The sequence below is a fragment of the Shouchella hunanensis genome (genome assembly GCF_028735875.1).
In the GTDB taxonomy this organism is placed as follows: Bacteria; Bacillota; Bacilli; order Bacillales; family Bacillaceae_D; genus Shouchella; species Shouchella hunanensis.
The window spans coordinates 1,742,438-1,756,899 of record NZ_CP117834.1; the positions used below are offsets into that span (position 1 = coordinate 1,742,438).

14 protein-coding genes and 2 pseudogenes are annotated in these 14,462 nt (G+C 34.8%); 8 read left to right on the forward strand and 8 right to left on the reverse strand.

What is annotated here, in order from left to right; all coding sequences use genetic code 11:
• Positions 1-23: 23 nt before the first annotated feature.
• Positions 24-662, reverse strand: coding sequence for an NAD(P)-dependent oxidoreductase (locus PQ477_RS08935; RefSeq protein WP_274273403.1), 639 nt, complete (start codon positions 660-662; stop codon positions 24-26).
• Between the two features lie 48 nt (positions 663-710).
• Entirely contained in the window at positions 711-1,349 is a 639-nt protein-coding gene (locus PQ477_RS08940) for an FMN-dependent NADH-azoreductase (RefSeq protein ID WP_035394513.1), read from the reverse strand.
• A 182-nt stretch (positions 1,350-1,531) separates the two neighbouring features.
• On the opposite strand from PQ477_RS08940, the gene PQ477_RS08945 reads away from it, so the two are divergent.
• On the forward strand, positions 1,532-1,933 hold the full coding sequence (locus PQ477_RS08945; protein WP_035394510.1) for an Rrf2 family transcriptional regulator: 402 nt from the start codon (positions 1,532-1,534) through the stop codon (positions 1,931-1,933).
• A gap of 90 nt (positions 1,934-2,023) precedes the next feature.
• On the opposite strand, the pseudogene PQ477_RS20905 reads toward PQ477_RS08945, so the two are convergent.
• The 4 genes and pseudogenes from PQ477_RS20905 to PQ477_RS20910 form a co-directional block, all read right to left on the reverse strand.
• Positions 2,024-2,179 (reverse strand): annotated as a pseudogene (locus PQ477_RS20905) (site-specific integrase); the annotation flags it as partial.
• A 39-nt stretch (positions 2,180-2,218) separates the two neighbouring features.
• Positions 2,219-2,635 (reverse strand): tyrosine-type recombinase/integrase, encoded by a 417-nt coding sequence (locus tag PQ477_RS08950; RefSeq protein ID WP_081762092.1) that lies wholly within the window; start codon positions 2,633-2,635, stop codon positions 2,219-2,221.
• 26 nt (positions 2,636-2,661) lie between these two features.
• Positions 2,662-3,273 carry a CPBP family intramembrane glutamic endopeptidase gene (locus tag PQ477_RS08955; RefSeq protein WP_035394507.1) on the reverse strand — a complete coding sequence of 204 codons (612 nt, stop codon included), beginning with the start codon at positions 3,271-3,273 and terminating at the stop codon, positions 2,662-2,664.
• Between the two features lie 818 nt (positions 3,274-4,091).
• A pseudogene (locus PQ477_RS20910) lies at positions 4,092-4,544 on the reverse strand (tubby C-terminal domain-like protein); the annotation flags it as partial.
• A gap of 333 nt (positions 4,545-4,877) precedes the next feature.
• Here PQ477_RS20910 and PQ477_RS08960 point away from each other — a divergent pair.
• The 3 genes from PQ477_RS08960 to PQ477_RS08970 all read left to right on the forward strand — a co-directional run bounded on the left by PQ477_RS08960 (position 4,878) and on the right by PQ477_RS08970 (position 9,736).
• Positions 4,878-5,414 (forward strand): RNA 2'-phosphotransferase, encoded by a 537-nt coding sequence (locus tag PQ477_RS08960; RefSeq protein ID WP_144557483.1) that lies wholly within the window; start codon positions 4,878-4,880, stop codon positions 5,412-5,414.
• An 807-nt stretch (positions 5,415-6,221) separates the two neighbouring features.
• Positions 6,222-7,169 (forward strand): terpene synthase family protein, encoded by a 948-nt coding sequence (locus PQ477_RS08965; protein ID WP_035394505.1) that lies wholly within the window; start codon positions 6,222-6,224, stop codon positions 7,167-7,169.
• Positions 7,170-8,359: 1,190 nt separating this feature from the next.
• Positions 8,360-9,736 (forward strand): PQQ-binding-like beta-propeller repeat protein, encoded by a 1,377-nt coding sequence (locus PQ477_RS08970; RefSeq protein WP_274273404.1) that lies wholly within the window; start codon positions 8,360-8,362, stop codon positions 9,734-9,736.
• A 238-nt stretch (positions 9,737-9,974) separates the two neighbouring features.
• Here PQ477_RS08970 and PQ477_RS08975 read toward each other — a convergent pair whose 3' ends face one another.
• Positions 9,975-10,196, reverse strand: a complete 222-nt coding sequence (locus PQ477_RS08975; protein ID WP_274273405.1) for a hypothetical protein — start codon at positions 10,194-10,196, stop codon at positions 9,975-9,977.
• Positions 10,197-10,352: 156 nt separating this feature from the next.
• Here PQ477_RS08975 and PQ477_RS08980 point away from each other — a divergent pair, with 156 nt between their 5' ends.
• On the forward strand, positions 10,353-11,144 hold the full coding sequence (locus PQ477_RS08980; protein WP_274273561.1) for a MerR family transcriptional regulator: 792 nt from the start codon (positions 10,353-10,355) through the stop codon (positions 11,142-11,144).
• A 144-nt stretch (positions 11,145-11,288) separates the two neighbouring features.
• Here the strand turns inward: PQ477_RS08980 and PQ477_RS08985 are convergent, their stop codons facing one another.
• Positions 11,289-11,720, reverse strand: a complete 432-nt coding sequence (locus PQ477_RS08985; RefSeq protein WP_274273406.1) for a DinB family protein — start codon at positions 11,718-11,720, stop codon at positions 11,289-11,291.
• Between the two features lie 347 nt (positions 11,721-12,067).
• On the opposite strand from PQ477_RS08985, the gene PQ477_RS08990 reads away from it, so the two are divergent.
• The 3 genes from PQ477_RS08990 to PQ477_RS09000 all read left to right on the forward strand — a co-directional run bounded on the left by PQ477_RS08990 (position 12,068) and on the right by PQ477_RS09000 (position 14,435).
• Entirely contained in the window at positions 12,068-12,517 is a 450-nt protein-coding gene (locus PQ477_RS08990) for a GNAT family N-acetyltransferase (protein WP_274273407.1), read from the forward strand.
• Positions 12,518-12,639: 122 nt separating this feature from the next.
• Positions 12,640-12,771 (forward strand): hypothetical protein, encoded by a 132-nt coding sequence (locus PQ477_RS08995; protein ID WP_274273408.1) that lies wholly within the window; start codon positions 12,640-12,642, stop codon positions 12,769-12,771.
• A gap of 185 nt (positions 12,772-12,956) precedes the next feature.
• On the forward strand, positions 12,957-14,435 hold the full coding sequence (locus PQ477_RS09000; RefSeq protein WP_274273409.1) for an Lsa family ABC-F type ribosomal protection protein: 1,479 nt from the start codon (positions 12,957-12,959) through the stop codon (positions 14,433-14,435).
• The last annotated feature ends 27 nt before the right edge of the window (positions 14,436-14,462 follow it).

Here is a 14,462-nt window from a genome sequence, read left to right on the forward strand (position 1 = left end):
TTTCGATTTATAAATTGTCGTTTTTAGCGTTCTCCAACTACAGCAAAACGCTCATTCTTATGCATTGGATTTTCAATTTCATCAAGAACAGCAATAGCATAATCTGCGTAGCTAATATAACTCTCACCCTTAGCATTTAAAATTAATTGATCTTTACCTTTTAAATAAGTTCCATTTCTATTTCCTTCTGGATCAAAAAAACCTCCGGGACTAATATAAGTCCATTGAATTCCTGTGGAATTTTTGAGTTCTTCTAAATTATCCCCCATATTTTTGGCGGTTGGAAGATACGCTTTTGGGAAATCAAGAGTTTCAAAGACCTTTGAAGTGTTTGACTCATCCACATATAGGCTGCCCGCGCCGCCAACTACAATTAATCTAGTTTCTTGATTATTTTTTAAAGCCTCTAATAATACTCTACCTGCATCAATGTGTTGGTGTTCTTGTCCATTTGGAGCTTTAAAAGCATTAATCACCACATCGAACTTTACTAAATCTTCTTTTTTTAGATCAAATAAATTCTTCTCAACTATGGCTATATTATCTTTCAATATCTTAGCTGAATTGCGGACAATGGCTGTTACTTCATGCCCGCGATCAATTGCTTCATTAAGAATAAAACTACCTGCTTTACCACTAGCTCCAATAATACCAATTTTCATGATTTTCCTCCTACTTTTATGATGTTAGTGGCTAAAACACTTCTAGTGTTAAAACGTTTTAGCCAATTCTTCTGCTCGCTTAATGCCATCCACTTTTATTTCTTGTGCGTCATCTGGCATCTTGTTATGACCTTCCACAAAAAGCCCTTGAAAAGATGGAACACCAAAAAAGTTCATCATTGTCTCTAAGTGACGATGACCCATTTCTAGTTCAATTGTTGGGTTTTCTGAATAAATCCCACCACGCGCTTGAATGTGTAGAGCCTTCTTATCGGTTAATAGCCCTATTGGTTGACCATCCGGTGAATATTTGAATGATTTACCTGCGACAGAAACAGCATCTAGATACGCTTTCATTACTGGTGGATAGGAAAAGTTCCAAAATGGCGTAACAAAAACGAACTTGTCAGCTGAAATAAATTGTTCATTTAACTCGTTAAGACGACTAACTTTATTTTTTTCTTGTTCAGTTAGTTCATCAAAATGATTTCCTGATCTTAATTTTGCCCAACCACTAAATACCTCTGAATCAATGTGAGGTATATTTTCTTTATACAAATCAATGTGTATGACCTCATCGTTAGGGTTTAGTTCTTTATATTTCTCAATAAACGCTTTTCCTGTTGCCATACCAACTGATGTTAAGTGATCGTTAGGGTTTGCTGTAATATACAATAAAGATGTCAATTATTTTACTTCCTTTCATAAATCAAGTATTGTTAAGTTGTCACAAAAACAGTTACAACTTATGTAACCATAATAGTTACAAGGTTGTTTTTTGTCAAGTTTTTTATAAAAGGAATTTAATAAGGATGATTTATTGACATACAAACATTTACGATTAAAATAAATTTAGAGGAGTGAATATTATGATAAACACGCGACTTTCTGTAGCTATCCATATACTTGCTCTTATATCTAAGGACAATACATTATCCTCCGAAAAGATCGCGAGTAGTGTGAACACCAATCCCGTTGTCATTAGAAGGATTAGAGGTCAATTAAAAAAAGCTGGAATTATAGATGTAAAAAGAGGGCTTTCTGGAGCTAGCTTAACAAGAAATCCTATTGATATTGATTTACTTGATATCTATAGAGCTGTTCATATAAATGAAGAGTTATTCCGGGTTCATAATAATCCAAATCCGGAATGCGAGGTAGGAAGAAACATTCAATCTACACTCAATAGTACGTTTGATGAGGTACAAGCGAAGTTAGAAAATGAACTTAAAAATATTACATTGGATTACGTTATTAATAAACTTCAATAAATCAATAACAGAGTTCAATAAAAACAGCCTAGAGTTTAAGAGGCTGTTTTTATAATCAATTATTAAGTAGTAATAATGATGGTCTACACGTTATTTCTCGTATAGGTTTTTGCAAAACATCGCGATTGCTTCTCTCGGAATAGATGGCAACAAATGATTATAAGTGTCTAACGTCGTTGTAATACTTGAATGTCCTAATCTCTCCGCTACTACTTTAACCGGAATCCCTTGTAAGAGCATCAGAGTAGCATGCGTATGTCAGCGAATTGAGGGCACGTTTGCATCTTATTTCAATTGATACCACTTTCGGTTAAGGTTGCGAGGAATTACATATGTACCTAAGCTAGTACAAACAACTGAATCATTATCCTTATATGTCCTTCCAGCTCGTTCTTTCTCATATTCTACTCGTTCTTTCCGCTTTTCTAATTCAGTAATAGTTACTTCGTCTAAATCAATCGTACGAGTAAAACTAGCTTTAGTTTTACCATCTGAAGCCCCGTATGGTGTGTGGGTGACAACAGTGCGTAATAAACTGTTTTTAATGTCCACGTCCTTCCAACGAAGACCAAGCACCTCACTACGGCACATGCCTGTCATAGCTGCTAAATGAAAAGCAATATAAAGAGAATCGTGTTTACTAGAATTGAGAAATTGTAAAAGCTGTTTTTCATCCCAAACATGAATTTCTTTTCGCTCAATTCGTGCAGTTTATGTATTGTATTCATTTAATTAACATTCTTCCATTTTCCTGATACAGCAGAGAGCATTAACCATGGTTCAATTTTTAAGTTTATTAAAACATGTGCAATTATAGGGGCAAAGGTACTTCTATCAGTCATTATATAAAGACTAGCTAATAGACATCCCAAAACAGTTGTCGAGATAACAACAGGAATTACTATTTTCACCTCACCGCGCAGCAGTCCCCAAGCTCCGTGAGCCAAGCCAAAAACTACACCTGAGATTAAAATCTGCAAAATATCTGAAATATTTAATCCTTGTAGAAAGTCCATTAAGAATTGTCTAAACAGAACTTCTTCAACAATACCAGTCACTATTGCTGCCCATATTCCAATTAATTTAAGCCAAGATATTTCAAATAAATGTTCTTTTACAAAAGGTAAAGCAATTATTGTATAACCGACATACCCAATTACAATTAACAAGGCAAACAACCATACATATAGATTATCAAAAATGCCGTCTCTAAAACCTATTCGAGTTTCTATAAACCGTTGTGGATCTCCAACAAACCAAAATACAATACTAGTAGTTAAAACGGACGAAATACTAATTAATATCCAAGCTGTCTTGACTCGATCATTAGTTGATAACATAAAACGACCTCTTTCTTACCTTTTATATTTATCAACGTATATGATTTTCAAATTTAATAGTAGTGGCTGGGGTAATTGTTTAAGTTTAATTGTAGTGACTGAGGTAATATTTTTTTATTCCTGGTTTTTGTTTAAGGTTTTATACATTGCAGTTTGTTTTGGGTGTACTTAAAACGAACATATATAAAATTTGTATTCTTCATAAACAGTAGGGGAGTGATTAAAATGGATGATTTTGTAAAACAAAATGATCTTCAAAACAAGTTAAGGTATGTTCACAAGAGTTCCGAAAGTATTGAACAACACCTTAGAAATTCAGTGCACTTGAAATTACTTCTGCAAAACGAGGCTGACGAATTAGGTCATTTGACTATTACGAAATTTGTAGACGTTTTTCAGGACTTATATACGAGCGGTCAAACGGAAAGTTACGAGTTGTTGAAGGATAGAAGGAAGCCAGTGAAATGAAGTTATAGCGCAGTATGACCAAACTGTGCGTTGTGCTCTTGAGGTAACTTGCCCATTAGTTTAATTGCTTCACTAAAATAGATAGATAAAGTTTCTACGATCATACCGTGTTAACTGGTCTGCAAACCAAATTGCTAACAATTTAATAATGAAATGATGGAATTAATGAGATCGAACAGGAGAGAGGAACAATAACAATCCTATACTCATGGGCTTCATGGAAAAGTGAAGCCTTGGTATTTTATTACACCTGTGTAAGTGCTGTCACATTAGACTTTTTCTGCTGTCACAAAGTCATTTAATTATTTCAATAAGAAATTGCAAACCTTTACCACTTTAAAGTGTGGTAGTTATATTGAGTATAAAAATGTAATTCCCCCCATTAGTGAAGGGGGATTAGGTTTGTTAATAAGCAATAATAAAGTATGTAAACAAGCCAAAGCTAGCTTTATGTTAATCTCTTCATTATAGATTTTTATGTAATTATTTAGTGTGGAACCTTTTCTTTTAGTAATTGATTCTAGCACCTTTTGGTTGCTTTTGTATAATATTCTATTGCTATTGTCATTTTTAACAAAACTGTATATCTCACCATCTTGACTTATCTCAAACTTTCGAGGGTTAGCCTGCGCAGATATTGGCTCAATGTTAGCCTGATGTTTAATAATGAATTTCCTTTTGAAACTCCAAGATTCTGTAACAATCACTTGAGTGTTTTTTAGGTCTTCTATTATTACATTTACACAAGATTTAGGTTCTCTATATGTCAGTATCTTATCAATAAAACCCTTATTAAAACGTCTAAGAGTATAAACATGCTATTTAATTTTACTGCCACTGCTTCAGCGTCACTATATGTACTGAAATACTCGGGCTGCTTGTTACGGCTGAGAACAACCATTAAATCGCCCCTAGTTATTCAGTTTGCCACATTAATCCTTAATTAGATAAGGGGATAATTGACAAAAGATTAGAAACTAATTCGCAGTATGAAAAAAGGCAAACTTCGTAATATCCATAAACTGAGCGATACCTAGAGAAATTTATAAGAGGCTTCACCCCATGGCATGTAAGAAGAGTAAAATAATAGTATGACAAAATGATTTTTTCAAATATAGAGAAGAGAGGCAGGACTTATGACAAATGATTTGGGTAAATTTCTCAGTCTGATTTTAAGGCACAAACCTGAAGAAATCGGAATTACGTTAGATAAAAATGGTTATGCAAACGTAAATCTTCTTATTGAAAAAATGACTAAGTATGGGAAAAATATTGATCTCGTCACTTTAGAAGAGCTTGTCATCACTGATGAAAAGAACCGGTACAGCTTTAATGAGACAAAGACTATGGTTAGAGCTAATCAAGGTCACTCTATCTCGCTAAAAATACTTATGAAAGAATGTAGACCACCAAAATGTTTATTGCATGGTACCTCTGTTAGTTCTGCAAAAAAAATATTAGAAGCAGGAATATCGAAAATGGAGAGACAATATGTTCACCTCACGGATGATCGGCTCACAGCAATAGCTGTTGGTGAAAGACGTGGCAATGCAATAATTCTAGAGGTCGCTACAGAGCAAATGTATCTAGATGGATTTATATTTTATTTATCTGATAACAATGTTTGGCAAACAGAAAAAGTACCGAGTAAATATTGTAGAGTGATTAACTAGACGATATGACCAAAAATGTATGAGTAAACTTTTAGGCTTAGTAATTTTGCTCCAAGTATGTTTTCTGTTACATGCTGTTCTAACTAAAAAGCAAACCAAATTGCTAAGAAACTAATTACAAACAGGTGGAATTAATTAGATCTAATGGGGGAGGAAGGCACCAACAATCCTATATTCACAGGCTTCATGGAAAAGTGAAGCCCGCTCAAAACCCCTGATACAGAAATGGTAAGATGGTGGTCAGCCAAGTCCGCTTGGAAGCTTTCGTATAAGTACTAGTACATTAAGGTTTCTCCGATGATGGAGGAGCTTATTTTTTGCGTAAAAAGCGGTTTGCAAACAAATTGAAAACCTTTACCTTAATAAATTGTAGAAGAAATACTATACTTTATTTTAATTTCATACGAGATTAACTAGAAAAGAATGCATATAAAGTATTATCCTTTTTAGTAATCTCCATTGAGCTTGCTCTTTAGAGGGGGGCTTTTATGTGTTCTCAAAAACGCTGATGAAAGGATAGCGAGGGGTCAAGGTATTTTAACTTTGTTGTTTTTTTATGATTATTTTTATATAAGACTAATGAATTTCCTACTTGGGAAATAGGTTTAATATCAGGGAAAATAGATTACTTATTAACTAAAAGATGTATTGATATATCAACATACTGTTAAAAAACTAGAGTTGATGCAAGTTTTCTTTCCCAACCTAGCATGTATATCAATTAAAAATCGCATATGGTACGCTTTTAATAGATATAAAAAAACTATTAATTTAGTTTATAAACTATATTTTATAGGAGATGATTGAATGAAACGCGCTGTAGTAATTCCTGAAATTAAGTATCCCTTTCCAGGTGCAATTAGCAAACATGCAAAAGAGGCTAATTTAATTACATATAACTGGTCAGTTAGCCAAAAAATTTTAGATCCTCTTAGATTAAAGAATTATGATAAACAAAAAGTGGGTTATTTAGCAGCGCGAGTACATCCAACTGGTGATTTAGAAGATATTGTATTGACTTCTGATTTTAGCTTATTATTCAGTATGCTAGATGATTATAGCGACAAAGTGAAAAATGAGATGGAGTTTAAACTTTACATTGAAGAGCTTCTATCAATCTTTCAAAGGGGTTATACTAATAGTAATGATACCTTACTAAGCGCATGGGCAGATTGGTGGATAAGGTTAAAAAAAGTAACTATTGCTACTTGGAGAGAAAGATTTATCTTTGATGCGACTAAGTGCTTTTATACAATGATTTGGGAAGTTGGCTACCGTGAGAACAATTCTTCTCCTTCATTACAAGAATATAGAATTGAGCGTCAATTCACTGTGAATAATTTGATGTTTGATTTGGCAGAAAAATCAAATCAAAACTATGTCCCTAACAAAATTAGAGATGAAAAATTCTATAATACAGTTGAATCCGCTAATAAAATTGTAAATTGGGCAAATGACCTTGTTTCTCTAAATAAAGAACTGGAAGATGGAGATGCTCATAACCTAGTATTAAGAATCCAAGTTGAAAATAATTTGACATTAAATCAGGCAATCGATAAAGTGTATCAGATGCATAATGAAGAAATTGTTAACTATACACGGTTCGAGCAAGAATTATTGGATACTAACAACGAGTTCCAACATGAACTAAAACATTTTACTTTCGGACTAAGAAATTGTATAACAGGATTTTTAGGTTGGAGTGAAGAATCTTCGAGATATAAAACTTCAAATGTAAAAGAAAAGATAAATTGAAGTAGACTGTATTATCTAAAAATTCAATTCATTAGTGAATTTATAAACAACAAGCACCACATAAAAAAGAGCCTCCAGTGCACTACCATATCCCATTGCCGCTGTGAGGCTTACAAGCGGCGCATTTATGTTTATGATCAACCAAAAGGAGCGAGGGGGCAAGTTGATATAAAACGCCAGTTTCGGCTATATACTGGTTCAGCTAATGCCGATCTTCATGAATCCTCTTGTAGGTATCGACGGAGCTTTGGCATAAACAAGAAATGCCCACATCAGCGCTTTTCTTCTTGTAGTCGTATTTATTTCGTTTTTCTTCTCTATATACATCGAACGAGCGTCTCATAAAATCAGCTTCTTTTTTCGAATATTCGTCAATCCTATGTGGTTATGAATTTACCAGAAGGAAGTCAGAGGATACGTTGAATAGCTCGCAAAACCTAAAAGAGTATCATAATCCATCTGACTTTTATCCTGCTCATAGTTTGCGTAGGTAACTTTATTGATACCTAGCTTATCGGCTACCTCGTACTGGCCCGTATTATGTCGTTTTAGTATGTAGGCTAATCTTTCTCCGAATGTTTCCATATAGATGCCCTCCGCCCCTAGAATACAATTAGCTAGAACCTGTTATGATAACCTTGCTGGATTAGTGAGTGTACAAATTACTGAAGGTTTAATAAATGGGGGTTATTTTAACATATTTTTCCTTGGTTGAATGAGAATCTAGTAGAATTATGCCCCTAGGAGCGAAATTTTATAAAAATGAGAGAATGGCTAATGGGATATGAACAATAGAAGTTCATTCTTGCGAGCGCTTGAGTTAAATGATGATGTTACGGTTTAATCACTCATACTGATCCCAATGTGCTTACATGGACGAGTATTCTCGCTTTTGACATGAACTATCGTAAAAAAGAATTCGTACACATTTTAAAATCTATCGCTAAAGACAAATCTATGGGTATGAAGCAGCTTGAAGCTGAAATGATACTTAAAGAAATCTATCATATCCATTTCCTATCCAAACATTAGTTAATTCCTAAGGTAGTACATTCTTATTTCATTACATTAGTGATATTTTCGCAGTACGACCAAAAAGTGATACATAAAAATTTTTGAAATAGGGTAAAGAACCATTGATCGTTAAAACATAATTTTAAAAATTCTATAACATGAAGGAGGAATTTATCTTGCAAAAGGCACTGAAAGTAGTAGTAGTTGCATCAATGACCTCAACGCTTCTAATTGCTTGTAGCAATGATGAAAACGCTTCTTCTGATTCAAATGATTCAGAAGAACTGACAGAGGAACAAGTAGGAAGTAGCGAAGGCTTACCAGAAAGAAGAGATTTTGATTCGGATGATGAAGAAGATGGAGAAGACGAAGAAGAAGATGAAGATGAAGAGTCTTTAAGCCAGCCTACATCTTCAGAAGTTCTCATGCATTTTGATGATGCTGAGCTAATTGATTTTGACGATATTGATGATAATTATGCAAAGACCATTTCTCAAGAAGGAGGCATTGATAATGTCGTTTACTATGGAGATAATGAATTGCTAACAAGTGAATTCGGTAAAGGCGCTTACCTTTATGACATAAATGAGGGTGATACCGTTTGGCAGGATACCTATTTTCACACTAATGGCTACCTCAAATATCGTAATAATTTGCTTTATACGAATAATTTGGAAGGACAGATTGCAGCAGTAGATATATGGACTGGAGAAACACAACGTACATATGAATACCGAACCGAAGAAGATGGGGCAGCCATCCCTACTGATATTTTTATCTTTGATTCTTTGTTGGCTATTAACTTTGAACAGATGTTAAAGGTTTACGATCTTGAGACTACCGAGCAGTTATGGGAGATTGAATTTAGTACCCATTCCAATTTCTTAGAAGTTGATAACTTGTTGATGTTTGAGACGTTTGATTCAGATGTTGTCGCACTAAATAAAGACACTGGTGAGGAAGAATGGAGAATTAACGAGCCAAATTCTTATTCTTCAGGGGGTGGAGAACAACCGTTTGTAGTGGACGATACACTTTATGTCTTTAGCGAAAACTTTGCCGATACATTTAAGCTAGAGCTCTATGATCTAACGACTCAAAACAAGAAAGATTCAGTTGAGTTAGATGGACGTTTTTTTGCGCGTGAAGAACCGGTTGTAGCAGAAGAAACCATATTCTACAGCAGCAATACGGATTATACGAATGGAGACATTGTCGCGTTAGAAAAAAGTTTAGATCAAGAACGTTGGCGCATTGGGAGTGAGGGGTATATAAAACAACAATTGCTTTATGACAATGGTTTTTTATATGTGATTGTTAAACCCGATGGAGAGTACGGTGAGCTCTCTCATCTAGTTGTTATAGAAGAAGAAAGTGGGGACATTGTTCTAAGAACTGAGATAGGAAGATTTGAACGTTCTATGGCACAACATCCAGAAGAAAATGCTTATATAGATAATGGGAAGCTTCATATTTTTTTAAGTGAAGGTGGAAATAAAGGTAGCTTTCGTATTTACGAACCAACAGGAGAAATTAATCGGTCATTTGAATAATGGGTAAGAAGAAAAGTCGCCGTTCGGCTGCTTTTCTTTTTTCTATGGATTCATTATTTCGATAACAGATATCCATTTAATGACATAATCTCACAATCATTCTTCTTTTGTTTTGAATATTGCGTGAGCTCTCTAAATCTGGAAAATGATGATGGGAATTCGTGGTGTAAAAGGAGATTGCTTCATTCAGCAACTATAAAAAAATACAAGCTCAAGGAACTTGTATATAAATCGATTGTTATTTCAAGGTAAGCTTTAATGCCTCTTGATCCAACTCTGTGTGAATATCATATTTTTGCTTATGGTAATCGGCTATGTTGTCTTTGAAAGTTGCTGAATGCAACAGGCTTGCTGTGTTTATACTTACATTTTTTACTTCACTTGCTGTTATTAAATCATTTAGACGCTCAAGCAAACTTTTAACAAATTCGCCATCTTGGTCTGCGGTTTTTGATTTCATACAATAGAACCTCCCTAAGGATCGTATGTTTAGAATAGCATTAATTGAATGAAAATAAGTGGTTTTTTCCAGCTAAAATGGTCTCAAATAAATACTTGCTATTGACGTAACGTCAGGTGTTAGAGTCTAAATAGAAAGGGAGTGAAGGCAGTGACAATGGAAAGAAAATACTCGATTGGGGAATTTGCAAAACTGACGGGAATGACTGAGAGAACGCTGCGACACTATGATCAAACAGGGATATTGAAACCTGCTGAATTGACGGAATATGGGCATCGCGTTTATAACAACCGTTCCATTATTCAGCTGCAGAAAATACTGGTGTTAAAGTTTTTAGATTTATCACTAGGAGAAATTTTGGCGTATGTGGAAAGCCCAGAACAAGATTTAGCACAGACAATGGTCGAACAGAAAAAAATGCTGTTGGAAAAACAAAAGCAGATTGATACGGTTATACAAACCATGACTCGTGTGCAAGAAACCGTTTCTGGGGCGGATTCTGTCGATCAAGAATTATTGCTTGTCCTTATTCATGCCTTGAAAAATGAAGAGGTACGACAACGCTGGTTAAGTGAACATGAGTCTGATTCAGTGTATAATAGGCTCCACTCTCATACAGTAGAGCTTGAGTTGAGTAAAGAAATGACGATCTGGGCTAGCAAAATGAAACAATTTATTCACGCAGGTAAAGCGCCTAGTGATCCTGACGTTCTAGCACATACCGAAGCCTTAGTATCAACTTTAAAACCAGAAGTCAAACCACTTTTAGACAAAGGGGCAAGAGACGAACTTAAGAAGGGGGAAGGTTCTTTATTTAAGTCTAATCCTTATTTATTCCCGAGTGCGTTTAACAAGGAGGAGGAACGGTTTATAGAAAAGGTTATTCATGAACTGATCCTCAGTAACATGCCTGGTAATCAGAAAGGTGATAAGAACGGATCTCTTTAGTTGAATGAGAAGCATACCTCTTTTTATCGGGTATGTTTTTTCATTTGGGTTAGTTCATCTAGTTCTCATCGATAGCCCGAAAGTGAAGGGGTTTTGAATCAATAGATCATTTGGTATTGGGGAATAATGAGCAAACAGAAAAACTTAAAGATGCCAGTCGGTTACCCATGTTTCTGGCAACTTAATTCCGTTTGCCTTAAGTGCGATTGAAAATTGGCCTTGATGTATTCCCTCATGTTGTACAGCTATACTATAGACCTCATCCAGAGTTATTTCACTTCCATTAAATGTTATGTGTTTGTAGTAGCACGTTTTGAAATTCTCTAGTAGGGCTGCACAACTGTTTTTTAGTTCTAATTGTACATTAAGTTTTGTGGATGGAAGACTACCCGGAAATGAAATGTTGCCAGACTTTAATCCTTCACAATAGACGTTACGTACTCTAATCATATGGATAAATAATTTTCGCAAGCTACCTAATTCTTCTAGTAAGGATACATCCCAATGTTTTTTATCAACTGAATAGGCTAATTCATTCGTCATTTTCATAGCGTATTCTAGGCCATCTGTCTTCATTTTAACACTCCTTCGTTTTTACTTTTTTTTGCATACAGTGGTCTATCATAAGGCATTGATGCTTACGACTAACTATTGTTTTCTATTCGCATATAAAGATACCTTTTAATTCTAAATTATTTTTTGAAAAAGACTCAGTGCATTAACTGAAAAGGCGCTGTTACAGAAGTAGTATTTAGATAACAAATAGGGAGATAAAGAACGTTAGAATTAAGTGACGACAGTTTATAATAGAGAGAAACGATTTGTCCTTAAGGAGTAATGAGACATCGATTGACTCGGCTTTATCATTAAATTTAGTAAACACTAGAAGTTAAAATCGATAGTGAAGAAAGAGGTTTATAAAAATGAGAATAGCTGTTCTAAATAAGCATGATTTTGTGGAAATGAGAATGCTTTTCCTAGATGTATTTACGAATGATCCGTGGTTTGACAAATGGAGTAGCGAAGAACAGTTAGATGCATATATGAGAGATTTAACAGAAAATACGAATTCTCTATCTATGGCACTTTACGACGAAAATGACGTTCTTATTGGTTGCTCCTTAGGCTATGTATTTAACTGGTGGGAAGGGCGAGAGTACTTTATTAAAGAATTCTTTGTGTCAAGAAAGGAACAAAATCAAGGAGTCGGTAGTGCATTCCTGGAGTTAATGGATTCGAAATTAAAGGCTATAGAAATTAAATTTATCACGTTAAACACAGAAAAAAATGTCCCGGCTTATCGTTTTTATCAAAAAAACAGGTTTTCTGTTTCAAACGAGTCCGTTCTTATGGTTAAAAGACTTGCTGAGTAATGGATGTGTATAGGGTACGTTTTGTTAAGAGTAAAGTGAATTATAAATAAGTATCTTTACATGATCGATATAACATGTTATGTTTCGTACTACTGAGTAGTCGTGAAGTGGAGGTGAAAGCAATGTTAACTGTTTTTAGGATTTTATATGGAATTAATGTAAAAATTGGAAAAGGTGTAGCAGGAAGCGGGAGAAGTCTGCCTTTTTTTACATCATATTTCTTACAAAAACAGTTATCGGCGCTTCATTTCTAAACCAACTACATTTTCCTTTCACGACTCAATTTTTGCTCACGCAAGGTTGGGTCGGTCATAGGTAAATTTAGTTGAGTAAGACACCGATGATTGGATCGGTGTCTTTTTATGTGGGAAATAAATGATAAGGTTTGGCTATCTCCTTTTTCTGTAGTGAAAAAATGCTATTAAAAGGGATGATAGATATGTCAGTTATACACGTACAAAATGTAACGTTTTCTTATCCAAGTCATTTTGATCCGATTTTTGACGATGTAAGCTTTCAGATTAATACAGACTGGAAGCTTGGATTTATCGGAAGAAACGGTAGGGGAAAAACAACATTTTTCCATTTATTGCTTGGTAAGTTCGAATACAGTGGGAGGATTGACGCTTCCGTTGAGTTTAACTATTTTCCTTATGAAGTGGAAAATAAAAGTAAATGGACACATGAAGTCTTAGAGGAAATTTGTCCACAGGCGGAGGATTGGGAATTTCTCCGCGAAATAGCGTATTTAGGTGTTGATGCAGAAGTGATGTATCGACCATTTGAAACGCTATCTAATGGGGAACAAACAAAGGTATTACTTGCTGCACTTTTTTTGAATGAGGGTCAATTTTTACTAATTGATGAACCGACAAATCATTTAGATACGGAAGCGCGTAAACTCGTTTCAAATTATTTGAAGAAGAAAAAAGGGTTCATATTGATCTCTCATGATCGGCATTTTTTAGATGGTTGCGTGGACCACATCTTATCTATAAACAGATCAGATATTGAGGTGCAAAGTGGGAACTACTCTTCTTGGAAATTAAATTTCGATCGACAACAGGAACATGAACAAGCTACAAATGATAGACTACAAAAAGATATAGGAAGATTAAAACATTCCTCCAAACGGTCTGCTGGATGGTCTAACCAAGTAGAATCTTCAAAAAATGGAACGACGAACTCTGGTTCTAAATTAGATAAAGGCTTTGTTGGACACAAGGCGGCTAAAATGATGAAACGAGCAAAGAATATAGAAGCGAGGCAGCAAAAAGCCATTGACGAAAAATCAAATCTCTTAAAAAACATTGAAACCGTGGATTCTCTAAAGGTAGAGTCGTTAGCTTACAAAAATAAAGACTTGATTCAAGTAACCGATTTGTCGATCCTATATGATCATCATGTTGTAAATGAACCGATCAGTTTTACGATTCAACATGGCGATCGTATTTTACTGGATGGCAAGAATGGAAGCGGAAAAAGTAGTGTGTTAAAGCTGATTTTAGGTGACGCTATACAGTATAAAGGTACTGTAACCAAAGGGTCTAACTTACGGATTTCATACGTTCAGCAAGACACTTCTGGTTTAAAGGGAATGCTTTCTGACTTTATTGAAAAGCATCGTCTTGATGAAACCTTATTCAAATCGATTTTAAGAAAAATGGATTTTGAGCGGAACCAATTTGAGAAGGAGATCAGTAACTATTCAGGTGGACAAAAAAAGAAACTATTAATCGCTAAAAGTTTATGTGAAAAAGCACATCTATACATTTGGGATGAACCATTGAACTTTATTGACATCTATTCACGAATGCAAATCGAAGCGTTAATAGAGGAATTTTCCCCCACGATGCTGTTCGTTGAGCACGATAAGTCTTTTCAGCAGTCCATTGCGACAAAAGTTGTTTCAATGTAAGAACAAGAGTCAAGGAGGGGAGAAAAT

Excerpts from the sequence above, each read along its gene's own strand:
- PQ477_RS08945 (WP_035394510.1), top strand. The coding sequence starts at position 1,532 with ATGATAAACACGCGACTTTCTGTAGCTATCCATATACTTGCTCTTATA.
- PQ477_RS09000 (WP_274273409.1), top strand. The coding sequence starts at position 12,957 with ATGTCAGTTATACACGTACAAAATGTAACGTTTTCTTATCCAAGTCAT.
- PQ477_RS08960 (WP_144557483.1), top strand. The coding sequence starts at position 4,878 with ATGACAAATGATTTGGGTAAATTTCTCAGTCTGATTTTAAGGCACAAA.
- PQ477_RS08935 (WP_274273403.1), bottom strand. The coding sequence starts at position 662 with ATGAAAATTGGTATTATTGGAGCTAGTGGTAAAGCAGGTAGTTTTATT.
- PQ477_RS08975 (WP_274273405.1), bottom strand. The coding sequence starts at position 10,196 with ATGAAATCAAAAACCGCAGACCAAGATGGCGAATTTGTTAAAAGTTTG.
- PQ477_RS08965 (WP_035394505.1), top strand. The coding sequence starts at position 6,222 with ATGAAACGCGCTGTAGTAATTCCTGAAATTAAGTATCCCTTTCCAGGT.
- PQ477_RS08990 (WP_274273407.1), top strand. The coding sequence starts at position 12,068 with ATGAGAATAGCTGTTCTAAATAAGCATGATTTTGTGGAAATGAGAATG.
- PQ477_RS08980 (WP_274273561.1), top strand. The coding sequence starts at position 10,353 with ATGGAAAGAAAATACTCGATTGGGGAATTTGCAAAACTGACGGGAATG.
- PQ477_RS08995 (WP_274273408.1), top strand. The coding sequence starts at position 12,640 with ATGTTAACTGTTTTTAGGATTTTATATGGAATTAATGTAAAAATTGGA.
- PQ477_RS08985 (WP_274273406.1), bottom strand. The coding sequence starts at position 11,720 with ATGAAGACAGATGGCCTAGAATACGCTATGAAAATGACGAATGAATTA.
- PQ477_RS08955 (WP_035394507.1), bottom strand. The coding sequence starts at position 3,273 with ATGTTATCAACTAATGATCGAGTCAAGACAGCTTGGATATTAATTAGT.